This is a genomic window from Citrobacter europaeus (assembly GCA_020099315.1).
Taxonomy (GTDB): Bacteria; Pseudomonadota; Gammaproteobacteria; order Enterobacterales; family Enterobacteriaceae; genus Citrobacter; species Citrobacter europaeus.
The window spans coordinates 2,466,078-2,478,169 of the sequence record CP083650.1; the positions used below are offsets into that span (position 1 = coordinate 2,466,078).

Below are 12,092 nucleotides of genomic sequence, written 5' to 3' on the forward strand. Positions count from 1 at the left end.
AGCTTTCTTAAAAAGCTTTATGGTTTTTGTTTGCTATTTGACAATGGAAATATTGAAATTATATCCCCCGATGTTTTTTGATATCTGAAATAGTAATGTGGAGTACATTTCCGTAGCTCTTGATGTTATTATGCCGCCTAAATCCATGATACTCCCATCTGGCCATCCCAATTGCATAAGTAGTTCTTTTATCCTTGATTTAGCGTCGTTACTTTCTGCGGACATAAACACATTATGTGAGCCTGGCAGCAGTGCAGGATTAAGCATGATAGAATAAGCCATCGTGTTAAGGGATTTAACAACATGCGAGTCGGGGAATGTCCGTTGAATCTGTTCGCCCAGGCTGTCATCATTGGCAAATGTCAGACGCGGTATATCATCGGGGGAATAGGTGAGGGGCAGCGCAAGATCCAGGATAATTTTACCTTTCATATTGTCCTTACCTACCACACTCAAGGCTTGTAGGGTATTTGAACCTTCTGTTGCGTTTACGATGATTTCGGCAAACCGACCAGCATCAATAAAGGAAACAAGATTAATTTCAGGGTGTTCTTTAGCCCAGAATTGCCAGGCGGGTATACCCTTAGCATCAGGAGAGGTACGGTGACGCGTAGCATCCACATTTCGGGTTCCCACTACTACATCATGTCCTAAATCTGTCAGGCGCAGCGCAAAGGCGCGTCCGACCATACCGGTACCAATAATCGAAATTTTCACTCAGACCTCCAATCAAAGAAATTTTAACCCAATTTACTATGTGTGCTAAAAATATCATAAAAGTAAACAACGCACTATCCTCTACTATTTCTTTATAGTTATTCCATACAGTCAACAATAAAATGTTTTTAAGTTGTCCCATGGAGTAAAATCTTAAATGTATCTCTCCCTATTCTTCAGGAATATTGATTCATTATTGTGTTCAACAGCAAAGAACAATACTTTCACAGACGCAAGTAGCAGAATAGTTAGGTCGTGGTATAGAAAACTTGGATGTGATGAAAGGTCTTCATAAGAGTTGTCATGAATCCCTGGTAGAAAATCATTCGATTTTCTACCAGGGAGAATTTCGAGTTAGCCTGTATAATCCATATTGAAAAGTTGGTTCCAGGGCGCGGAAGTGGGAATGATTTCTTTCAGGAATGTACTGAAGACTTGAACGTTCGGATTTCCCCGTCGGCTTTCAGCCCAAAATGCGGTAATATTATGCCGCACGGCCCATCTTTCAGGCATAACCGGAACCAGTTCTCCACTCGCCACGTGCTGTGTAGCAAGAAATGTAGGTAGCATTCCTATTCCACCACCATGAAGGATTATGGCCAGCACGGCTTCAGGGCTATTAACGGTGATGGCTGCGATTGGATCAACTTCAGTTATTACGTCATTTTCACGAAAATGCCACTTCATGATCTGTCCTGTGCTGTGATATCGAACCCTGACTAGCTCATGCCCTGCTAATGCCTTAGGTGTTTCCGGCACGCCTCTTTTTTCGAGGTAGCCAGGCGAAGCGTAGGCGCTAACAATATTCGGCGTAAGAGGGCTTGCTATAAGTCTGGAATCAGCAACTGGACCTATGCGTACCGCCAAATCAATTCCTTCCTCGATCAGATCTGTCATCATGTCTGAGAGACTTAGTTCAACGCCAAGATTCGGATATCGCCTGCGAAAATCGGGTAAATGGGGTGCAATAAGACATTTGCCGACTGGAATAGAAGCTGTCACTTTAATCAGGCCTGCCGGCTCGTGACGGGCAGCAAAGGCAGTCTGCTCGATATCCTCAGCTTCGCGAAGTAAACGCACAGCTTTCTCATAAAGCTCGGCCCCTTCCGGTGTCAACGTAAGCGAACGTGTAGTTCGGTTAAATAATTTAATACCAAGTCGTTCTTCAAGTCTTTTGACGTTTTTACTTACGGCAGAGGGGGAAATAGACAAAACACGGGAAGCCGCAGTGAAACTACCAAGAGATGCAACGCGAGCGAATGAAATGATACCTGCGAGTCTGTCCAGCGTCAGATTTTCCACATTAGAACTCCGTTCTTTACAGGATTATACTAAGCACTTGAATAAGTTAAGTATCTGTCCTTCCGGCTTGGCTATGCCAATGAAAGCACCTTCAGTACCGTCTTTAAGCGTGTCAATGGGTTTTCTCCAACGGCGCATCGCATGCAATACCGTGAAGGGCCTGTTTATCCGCTTCGTCCTTATGTTGCTGAAAATGACTGACTGGCAGTGCCCTTCCTTACAGTATACTTTCACGAAAGTATCGTGGACTTATGATTATTATAAATCGCATCTCACAGGGTTAAAATCTTCCTTTCGCATCAGCCCGGCGGTCACTGTCTTGCAGACATTGCTGGCAGGCTGACATGAATGATGTTTTTCGTCTGATGACGAAAATAATACTTAAACGGGGGAGATTAAATGACAAATTCACCGACCTGCAAACAGTTGTTTACTCTCGCAGCCTGCCTGGGGATTGTTCTTGTCCAGCTTGATGTGAGCAGGACGTGCGCTGGATGCAATTGCACCGGTGGCGAACAATCTTCTCATGCAAGCCAATACAGCCTTGATTGTATCAGATCATGAGGCTGCAATCGCTGCGATCACAGATATCGTCGAACGAGTGTTCACCTTTTATCCGTTTGAGCCAGACATACTCCCAGCGAACTGGCGTGAAATCCTCAGAGGTTGGCTGCTCGGGCATCCGTTGGCAATGATGATCGCCGGAGATGAGGTAGACGCATTGCAATTTATTGAGGCCGGTCTGGGCTATCGTCTTCCTTGGGCTATGGAGGCGTTGCGGGTACGTACCACCGCCAACGGTGATACCGTAGGCATGCCTCCACTAGCGTTGGAGGATTATGAACTCGGCCTTGCTGTTCCAGCTGTCGAAACGGGGACAATGAATCACTCCGCCTCAATTCTGATCCAGACGGGTTCAATTCACGACTGGCCGCCATCAAAGCCGTCACCGATACGGCTGCTAACTTCACAAATGGGGCGGAATTGCGCGATTGGTTGCGTTCACCTTGTCTCGCTAACTATTCGAAATGAATCGCCACGGTTTTAACAGACACCTCAGAGTCATTTATGGAGTGACCACGCTCCGGTAGACAGTTTCTGTCCTCACGGCGAGGCCTTTTCGAAGGCCTCCGGGCTGACGCCACCGAGGTGGCTGTGGCGTCGGTTACGGTTGTAGAACACTTCAATGTAATCGAAAATATCCGCCCGGGCCATGTCCCGGGTTTTATATATCCGCTTCCTGATGCGCTCTTTTTTGAGTGAACTGAAGAACGATTCTGCCACTGCATTATCCCAGCAGTTTCCTCGACGGCTCATGCTTGGCGCCAGATTGTTGGCCTGGCAGAACCGCTGCCAGTCATCACTGCCATACTGACTACCCTGATCGCTGTGCACAGTGACGTTTTCTGAAAGCTTTCGCCGCCAGACCGCCATCAGCAACGCATCCAGTGCCAGCTCGCGCGACAGTGTTGGTTTCATCGACCAGCCCACCACATTACGGGCGAAGAGATCGATGACCACTGCCAGATACAGCCAGCCCTGCCAGGTGCGGATATAAGTAATATCTGTTACCCAGACCTGATTGGGCTTTACCACAGTAAATTCACGCTGTACGCGGTTAGGCGCTATCTCCTTAAATTCAGGGGTAAAACGTGGTGTGCCCATAGACTTCTCCTATGCTCAAACTATAGGGCAGATTTGTCTACGGGCTCGGGGGCACTCCACAGGAGGGGTTCCATTGGCCAGGAAATGCAGGTCAGTTGCGGGTATAACTTCGTGGCCAACGGTGAATCCTCAAGACTGAGGAGGGATACCTCCTGAGGCACGGCAATATTAAATTCTCGGAACAGGCGCATGGTCTCTGCAGCATAAGCATCACGCTTAACTACGATGGAAGAGAACTTGCTCAGACTATTAATAAGCGTCAACAGCGCGCGTTCGACATTCTCATTGGCTGTTAATACCAACTGGTGATTAAACGGAAATGAGTAGTTCTGCAACACGTTGCGATAACCTTCAACCATTCGCTTGCTTGCGTCATCCGTCTCGTTATCGATAACCAGCGCGATGTTGCGATGGCCTTTACCTATCATGTAGCGGCAGGCGCTCTCCGTAGCAAATGCGAAATCTTAGCCCTGACTTTTCGCATCCACCACGGGTCGGTCGAAAGAAATCACATTATCGCCACTGCCCGGTACAACTGGTCCGAACACCACAACGGCGGCGCATTGCCGTTGTAAATCATCTACCGAAGCTGCATGTTCGACGTCATTAGGGGCAGTGCCTGACGTACAGCCCTATCAAATAGCCTAGCTTCTATCACCATTCTTCACGCCTTGCCGGTGAATCAAACTCCTTTTCAGCCAAATTTGAAGCCTTTGTATAAGTTGAAATAGATCCAGAACTAAGCGAAATCTCCACTCCTAAAATATTTAACACGTTGTATAGACGCTGAAAACTTGCTTTTGAAGGGTTTGCTTCAAGGCGAGCATAAGTCTGCTGAGTGACACCCAACCTGGCGGATAATTCTCTTTGAGTTAATCCTTTTGATTTACGAAAACCAATTAAAAGTGGCCGTAACTGGCTAAGAAGTCTGACCGGGAAAACATTATCCATAAGTAGGTGACCATGTCGATTATTTAAAATAAGTTCACATTGCGTAAAAAAACAGCCTTCAGGGTGTTTTTTTTACTTTACAGCTCTTAAGTTGTAAGGATGAACTCGTTGTTTAATTTGTTGCATTAAAGTGTTAAAGGTTGCATCTGGGACTGACTAAGATTATATTTTTCAGGACTAGCATATAGTGGTACACGCTGCTAACACTCATATTATTGAGGTTTATCAGTGCATGAAGGGAGAGGGCAGGGTCGGTCTTGCCCTCTCTTTTTCATGACTGTATTAAACTTCAAATCCTTTTTAAAGCTCATTGCCTTATTGCAATGTTTTTATTAACAATCCCAATCAGTGTGTTTATTTTTTCATTTATCTTAATATGTCTTTTATCTTGCTCAAGAGAAAGTTTCCTGAATTCATTTTCCCTGCTCGGCACGGCAATTATCAATTCTTCATAAATTTCTTTTGCTCCTGACACTTTTTCCAATTCACTGCTGTATTTTTCAATGAGAGATCTTATTTGAATGTTTACATCACTGTGTTCATGGCTGGTAGCACTTGAAAGTTGAAGGGAGGTTTTGTGGCTTGCCTCAATTAATTGCACATTTTCTTTTGCTATATTGAATTCTGATGTGATTGAGTATAAATATTGATACACGCCTGATTTTCTTACTTTATTTAATAATCCTTTTTTTACTAGATATTGAGTTTGGTTATAAGCAAAAGCTTTTGCCTTTCGATAAGTTTTCGGGAGTGAAAATCGCTCCACAAGAATTTTTGCTACATCATTACTGGTGAAGTTATCCTTGCCAATGTGGATTATTGCAGAAAATATGTACGACTCAGGGTTGGATACTCGACTATTCATATGACTAAAACAAGGCAGTTAACTTAGGATTGCTAAGTATACAACAATGGCAGATACTTAGACAATCTAAGCATTCGAGGCCAATGAAGATGAATCAGTGTCTGAAAAAAATCCGATACCAGAAAGACTTAAGGAAGCGAGATGCAGGGCGGGTTTATCACAGCGCTCATTGGGCCTCCTTGTTGGGTTTGATCCCGCTTCGGCTAGCAGTCGTATGAATCATTATGAGAAAGGGCGCCATGTCCCCGATATTGATACGCTTCGACGGATGGCGGCAGAGTTAAACGTGCCGTTGAACTACTTTTTTTGTGATGATCAGACCACAGCTGAACTTGCATTACTCATATCACGGATGACAGAGGAAGAGCGAAGTAATCTTATCGAAGCACTCAAAAATGCATCCAGGCGAAAAGCATGCTGACAAAAAATGATATTACACATAAAGTGACTGAACTTTTTGAAGGTAACGAAAGTGTAGCATTACACTGATGCAATGAACCAAGCACGGCATCACAGTGGAAGACGCCCTCTCAGATAACAAACTCAAAAGAGGGAGCCATAAATATATGTTTATCAATACAACCAGCATTCTGCCGACAACCGGGAAGCTGTCGGCTAAATCTTCTATGTCAGAAATATGACTACTTATGTAGTTCCCGAATCATATGGTTGGCCAACAGGCTTTCCACCGGTATAACCGAATTGATTTTTACCGCTTTGACAATTTCTATCAACGAAAGGGTATTTTGCGCTAATTGGTCTCGCAATTCACTTACTTCAGCCTGCAACTGCTGGTTTCTGGCCAGCAAAGCCTGACGGGTTTTGCGGTTGACGTATTGCTGTTTTTCTTTTGGGCGTAGATTCAATGGGCCAAGTTGCTGATCAACATAGGCAGCAATTAGGCGTTTACGCTCTAGGCTGCTCAGCGTACTTAAACCACCGTTAACGATACCTTTTGCCTTGAGCCTAATATGCAGGGCCTTGGCGGAAATAGGGGACTTGTCAAAGCCTTCAACCAGCATCAGTTGTAATTCGTGCTCAATCAGTGTGTTCAGTTCCTTGCCGCGCATCAGTCTTTCTCCTGCATCAATTGTTGGTATTCAAGTGCAAAAAGCTGGGCCAGTGTACGGACTTTGCCCTCGGTGATTACTCCACCAGACAACACACTCTCCGCAGCAACCAGTTGTTGAGTCTTGGCACGACGATGCCATTGTGCTTGTATCGCCTCGAGTTGCTGTAACCGTCGTTCGATGTCGGCCAGTCTGGTCTGGTAATCAGGCTGATGTTGAGTAAGTTGGGTCAACTTCGAATGTGCTTGCTGTAAAGCCTGTTTTTTGGCAATCAGATTTGGTAGCTCATCTATCCGGCCTGTCAGCGTGAAATGTTCACAAAAGGCAGCACTCTGGCATTTCAGTCGATAAGGACATCCCCAGAGGTTAACTTCCCGCATACAGGAGCCAAATTTCAGCGGATACAGCACGGCATGTCTTGCCACCATGTCAGAGGCTTGCTCTGGTCCTTCTGCGTCGCGGATTTCTTCAAAGGCGGCAGCAACATCTTCAAAGAGGCCGTTAGCAAATGACGCCTCGACAAACCTGGCTACATCATCCCGATCGTCAAAAGTATGCAGGTTGGCTTTGATGGTATTGTCCAAAGTCATGTGTTCCGTGACCGCCAGTTGGCCGGTCCGTTTGACGATTTCCAGTGGCGTAGCAATGGAGGACGAAGAGGGCGCGGCAGTTAGTGCTGTCGATATTGGCTGCAAGGGCACCAACGAGGCGGCTTTTCGCCGTTCTGCAAGCGCAAGATGTTGATAATGCTGATTCTGCGTGATGTCCACTCGACCCATCAACATTGCCTGTAAGTGGTCAGAGATATCCGCAATAGCAAGAAAGGTATTGATGTTGTGCCGGGGAATGTGGGTACGCATCCGCGTCGAGGTGCCATCCTCCTCCAGTAATTGATATTTGCTGAATACTGATCCATCAGGCTCAACATTGCCTAAGAATTTATTCATAAGTGTGTTAGTGAAGGGTATCGGTGTAGCAAGCAAAGCCAGAGTGCGCTTTAATGCCAGCGAACCCTTCTCGTGTAGAAATAGCAGGTCCTCGTAGTTAACTTGGTAGCGTTTGCCATTTTCCATCCAGGCGTGTGTACAGGGTTCGTTGGCATTCGCCAGGCCAAATTCAGTCTTAATGTAATAATTGAGATCAGTCTTGGAATAATAGATAGATTTGCTGTTTTTCGGGCCTGGTATTTCTTGAACGGGCAGCACACCTCTTTTGCTAAGGGCTTTGGATGTTTTGTCCCGTTGTCCTGCCCGGCCCCGAAAACTTGAGGTAGTTTGGGTGATGTACTTCACCACATCATCCAGTTCGACTCGTTCACCGGGCATGTTGCTGATGGCCTGTGGCAGGTAATCATCAAAAGATTTTGCCCGTAGATAAGTAAGATGGCTTCGTATTGGTGCGGTCAACATTTTAACGGTACTGAATATATTCTCGACCAGCGGTACTGCCAGTGGTTCTACCCAATGCGTTCGCTCCCCGGCACCTTTGACACCAACATAACGGATACCAAGAAAATAATCGGGTAATCCCTTGTCCTGAAATCGTTTACAGATTGCCGGATCATCAATCTGGCGTTTAAACAGGGCATCCTGTCTGAGATTAAACGCTTCAATGGAGCGAAAGCCGGTAATAACCAATAACAACAGGCAATTCAACGCGATTTTCTCAGCATCACTTTCCACCCGCTGGATTAATGCAACTATGTTCAGAAATCCGCGAATGGTAATCAACGCATCTTCACCATCGGTAGTGGTATCAGACAGCTTGGCCTGCTGTTTCAGCGCCATGGTTTCCCGGGCTTTGCGGGTCAAGTTGGTTTTGTTGGTATACTTCACATCAGAGTTGTATTGCAGTTTAACCAACGTAAATGTGAAGTGATTGACCAATTTTTGAAGGCTAACGCACCGCCCTTTATAGTTAGCTGTATTGGGGTCACCAGGAGATGAAACGCTACTGAGAAGATCCATCGCTCGTTGAATGACAACTGTGCTCAGGTAAGATGGATGGGTCTGTCCTGTCTCATAAAGCATCGCATGGTACCATCGTTTCAGAATCATTAAAGTTGCCTTTGCCACCGCTGGCGACATACTCCTATTTCCCTGTCGGTAAACCACTACCAGCATAGCTTTCATGAACTGACTATATTCTTTGTCGATGGGCAGATGTTCTACAATACCTTTGAATCTGTTCATCTCATCAAAACGTAATGTATTTCTGCCGTTCCCTCGCAACCATCCACTTCCCTGGTTACCACTTACCCAGATATGATCATTCCATGTTTGGGCAAAATCAGCAGACAGGTGCTGTTCGAACCATTTTTTTTGCTCTTCAATAAAAGCCTGAAAATGCTCAAAGTGATTTTTCATTGGACTTCACCTGTTCTGATGAAAACGGCAGCGGGCGATAACAGACTCAATTTCAAACTGTGTGGTTTCATGGATTAAAATGAGCGGATTTCGAGAATTACCTACACCGTCTGAAATAGCGATTAGTTCATCGACTTCTTTTTTGACGCATTCAAGTAGAGCCTGATGTTCACCATCCGTAAAAGGGCGATAATACAGACAGCCGTAACAAGAACGCACTTCGCTGAAAGGGCATGTACTACTGTTCCTGGAACAACCACCAATTTTATCATGCAACTCGTCACCAACGAGTCCCACCACTGGATGGCCTTTCCAATGTGCTGAGTCGACCAGTTCCCCAGTGAGCATCATAGCCACCATATTTTGCCAAACGGGATTCGACCCAAGCGCTTTAGCACGGATCAAGGCCAAGGCGGGAGTTGCCATAATGTAGTATTTAGCTACGGCAAGAGAGGTGTGCCCCAGTACATGTGCTATCTCTTCAGCGCTAGCACCTTGCATCGCCAAAGAGTGCCCAACATTGTGGCGTAAATCAGTGGGTATAATTGTGGGCAATGCAGCTTCGCCACATGCTACGGCGGCTTGATATTCAGGAGGACAGAAATTTAGGATTGCCTGATTAATTGCCTGAGACACATAATGCGGAGCTGAAACGCTGAAATCGAATAGTTTATCTTCGGGGTTTTTCTTGTATCTCACGGTATAGTTCATAATTAACTCCCCAATTTCTGGGGGGATCGCCAGAAATAACCGCTCTGTCGTCACTCGTCTTTGTTTAGCATATGGTAAAAAAACACTGTATCGAATCAGACCAGATTCCTGATTTCGTGTATCGATACGAACATCTTTGACCGCCAGCCTAGCGAGTTGTGCTGGGCGTGCACCCGTTACATAAGCCAACCCAAGGATAGCTGCATTTCGCACTTCGCTGTGACTGAAACTTTTGCCATCGCGTAACAACGAAGCCATTTCAAACAGTCCATTGCAAATCATGTTTTTTTCAAGAGGGTCAAGAATATTATCGATTTCTTGGTAAACCCCCCAATGTTCGAGATACGGTCGAGGGACGAACTCAAGATCATCGTAATCTTCAAGATTGAAACCTGGGAATGTTTCAGCACAAAGTATTTTTAATCCGAATAACACGGAATAAAAAGTAGCATTATCAATATCCTCTTTTTCGATAAATAATCGGAGCGTACTAAGCGAAAACCCACCATGTTCTCGACAATATGAAATGATATTCCTCCAATCAAGGTGCAACGCTGGAAGTTTGGTTGGAAATCTAGTCGATGCATATTTGAAACAGATATACTTATTTAATTTATTTGAGATATGATCTTGATTGAAAACAAGATATCGCCGACTGCCTGAATAATCGAAAGCCCATTTATCTCCTTTGTTAACAATATATTTATCATCAAACTCCATTGCCGTTTTTAGATAAATTCGATCAGGAATATCGAGTTCAAAGATAGCCTGGGCTAAATCAGGAGGGTAACCTGAGTTCCCTTCGTCAGATTTTAATGCATTATCAAATGATGTCATCGTTATATCTATCCATTATAGTATCTAACGTATTATGTAGCGCTGCATTGTCTTGAATAATTCGTTGGACATTGGCAGCATTAGCCTGCTCAGACAGGAAACGTTTTGCGTATAGATCAGGCATTTGACTTGTCGGACTCCATCCACCCATCAGTCGTAGTTCATCTTTGGCTTCTTCCATTATCCCTGAGAGGGAAGGGACTCCAGCAATAAAGTGTGTTTTATTTTGCTGGCGTTTCAAATATTTTGAATGCCATATTTTTTGCAATGTCAAAAAGGCCCAAGTATGTCGGGTTGTATGCGGAGTCAATCGTTGCAACGAGTCAGAGTACAATGGTGATTTGTACTCTGGATATTGGTTAGTGAAGACCTTATCGACTTTCGAAAAAATAGAATGAACTGATGTGTAGGACAAAGGCTTCGCTGACTGTTGACTCGATGTAAAGATGAAATCGTGTTTATCAGTTTTTGGTCGAAGCTTTGCTATATAAATGCTTAAAAAAATATAATCCTGCTTATCGAGCTCCAACACACGATTAGCCCATGCATTTTTGAGAGATGGCGCATTCTTTCTTGGTTCGTATGCCTCGTCGACAGTTGTCACAATCAAACTAAACTTATCACCTTTTAAATTAGGTTTAATTGAGCTGCACTCTAACAACAATAGCTCACCTGTTCGTAAACCATAATTTAACAACAGACGAATAATCAAAAAATTGCGGAACTGAAGATGCCCGGAAGGGAAAGGATTTAGCGGGTTATGCTTTTGGGCAGAAGAGGGGGTTATTATTCCATACAGGCTGAGCACCATTGCCCCAGACAAACTCTGAAATCCTTGGCTGCTGTGACTATGTAGCGAAAATTTGTTTGATGTAAGCGTTCGATAATTCTCCCGGCAAAGCTGTAAACGGGTGTGTAAACGCGAAGCCAAAAGTGATAATGCTTTGGGAGAGTCATCCCGGTATGCAGGTGATATGTAGGTGTTAACCAAAAAAGAAATGAAATGGATCACAGCACGAACTCTGACTGTATGAGTTAAGCTATTGGCTTTTGTGACTCTCGTTAAAGACAACACATTTGACTGGACGTTATGGCCATTTTCTAGATACATCCAAAATGCGGGCATTTCACCGACAGCAATGTCTGGATTGTGGTCAGATGAATAGAAGCTGTAGCAAAACGAGACACCATACTTTTGCCTCCAGAATTCGTAAAAAAACTTCACAGATTGAAGTGAAGCTGACTGTGTGGACAATGAGCGGAAAGCCAAATGGTCAATATGGTACCTAAGGGGATACAGCAACGGCAGAGAGGTTTCCAAGTCCATCAGGATCCATCGTCTTTTACGGTCTGAGATAACCAACTGCTTTAGTGAATACACAATATTTACCTCAAAATTAACATGGATATGAAGAGAATGTACTCTGTACCTAATGCAAGAAACGAGAGGGAGATCAGAAATCCTAACGTATTGATTTATCGATTAGTGGGAGTGTCTTATGAACTTATTTACCACAGTAGGTGATTTAACATAATATACATTATGCGCACCAAGATGGGATGAGGAAGAATCTAAGGGTTTTATGGTAGTCCTTGTGCTGCTCAATA

At 44.6% G+C, this 12,092-nt stretch carries 9 protein-coding genes and 3 pseudogenes; 2 read left to right on the top strand and 10 right to left on the bottom strand.

Translation table 11 applies throughout. The features are described from left to right. Positions 1-33: 33 nt before the first annotated feature. Together LA337_11635 and LA337_11640 are read right to left on the bottom strand one after the other, a co-directional pair. Positions 34-717, bottom strand: coding sequence for an NAD(P)-binding domain-containing protein (locus tag LA337_11635; protein UBI18288.1), 684 nt, complete (start codon positions 715-717; stop codon positions 34-36). 354 nt (positions 718-1,071) lie between these two features. Then, a complete protein-coding gene (locus LA337_11640; GenBank protein ID UBI18289.1) occupies positions 1,072-2,019 on the bottom strand; it encodes a LysR family transcriptional regulator in 948 nt (315 codons plus the stop codon). Between the two features lie 418 nt (positions 2,020-2,437). Between LA337_11640 and LA337_11645 the strand changes: the two are divergent. After that, a pseudogene (locus LA337_11645) lies at positions 2,438-3,045 on the top strand (DEAD/DEAH box helicase). Between the two features lie 78 nt (positions 3,046-3,123). Here LA337_11645 and LA337_11650 read toward each other — a convergent pair. The 4 genes and pseudogenes from LA337_11650 to LA337_11665 all read right to left on the bottom strand — a co-directional run bounded on the left by LA337_11650 (position 3,124) and on the right by LA337_11665 (position 5,500). Continuing rightward, positions 3,124-3,648, bottom strand: a pseudogene (locus tag LA337_11650) (IS3 family transposase). 95 nt (positions 3,649-3,743) lie between these two features. Beyond that, positions 3,744-4,292, bottom strand: a pseudogene (locus tag LA337_11655) (substrate-binding domain-containing protein). A gap of 46 nt (positions 4,293-4,338) precedes the next feature. Then, positions 4,339-4,635, bottom strand: coding sequence for a helix-turn-helix domain-containing protein (locus tag LA337_11660; protein ID UBI18290.1), 297 nt, complete (start codon positions 4,633-4,635; stop codon positions 4,339-4,341). Between the two features lie 307 nt (positions 4,636-4,942). Then, positions 4,943-5,500: a hypothetical protein gene (locus tag LA337_11665; GenBank protein ID UBI18291.1), complete on the bottom strand. Its 558-nt coding sequence runs from the start codon at positions 5,498-5,500 to the stop codon at positions 4,943-4,945. A 97-nt stretch (positions 5,501-5,597) separates the two neighbouring features. On the opposite strand from LA337_11665, the gene LA337_11670 reads away from it, so the two are divergent. Continuing rightward, positions 5,598-5,921, top strand: coding sequence for a helix-turn-helix domain-containing protein (locus LA337_11670; protein UBI18292.1), 324 nt, complete (start codon positions 5,598-5,600; stop codon positions 5,919-5,921). Positions 5,922-6,141: 220 nt separating this feature from the next. On the opposite strand, the gene LA337_11675 is transcribed toward LA337_11670, so the two are convergent. Genes LA337_11675 through LA337_11690 form a run of 4 tightly spaced genes read right to left on the bottom strand, consistent with a single transcriptional unit; the run spans position 6,142 to position 11,811 of the window. Then, positions 6,142-6,570: a hypothetical protein gene (locus LA337_11675; GenBank protein ID UBI18293.1), complete on the bottom strand. Its 429-nt coding sequence runs from the start codon at positions 6,568-6,570 to the stop codon at positions 6,142-6,144. Continuing rightward, positions 6,570-8,936, bottom strand: a complete 2,367-nt coding sequence (locus LA337_11680; GenBank protein ID UBI18294.1) for a hypothetical protein — start codon at positions 8,934-8,936, stop codon at positions 6,570-6,572. The genes LA337_11675 and LA337_11680 overlap by 1 nt, the downstream gene beginning before the upstream one ends. A gap of 6 nt (positions 8,937-8,942) precedes the next feature. Beyond that, a complete protein-coding gene (locus LA337_11685) occupies positions 8,943-10,484 on the bottom strand; it encodes a site-specific integrase (protein UBI18295.1) in 1,542 nt (513 codons plus the stop codon). Further along, entirely contained in the window at positions 10,471-11,811 is a 1,341-nt protein-coding gene (locus tag LA337_11690) for a site-specific integrase (protein UBI18296.1), read from the bottom strand. Before LA337_11690 ends, LA337_11685 begins: the two co-directional genes overlap by 14 nt. Between the last annotated feature and the right edge of the window lie 281 nt (positions 11,812-12,092).